General features: G+C 70.0%; 1 protein-coding gene. It reads left to right on the forward strand.

Translation table 11 applies throughout. The features are described 5' to 3' along the window. A partial coding sequence (locus tag IF89_RS40240) for a hypothetical protein (RefSeq protein WP_043195185.1) occupies nucleotides 1-253 on the forward strand: 253 nt, incomplete at both ends.

The raw sequence follows: 253 nt of genomic DNA on the forward strand, positions 1-253 counted from the left end.
CGCCGCCTACACCTACGACAGCCTCGGCCGGCCCGCAAAGACCGAGTACGGCAACGGCACCGTCCTGACGGTCGACTACTACGACAGCGGCCAGCCGAAGAAGGAGACCCTCACCCGCAAAGACGGCACCCTGCTGTCCGAAACCGTGTACACGTACAACAGCCGCGGAGACCTGGCCACCCGCACCGACACCCGCCCCACCACCAGCCCCGCTCCCGGCAGCGACAACAGCGGCGGCGGTGCGGGCAGCGGC

The sequence above is a fragment of the Streptomyces sp. NRRL F-2664 genome, assembly GCF_000719345.1.
Lineage (GTDB): Bacteria > Actinomycetota > Actinomycetes > Streptomycetales > Streptomycetaceae > Streptomyces.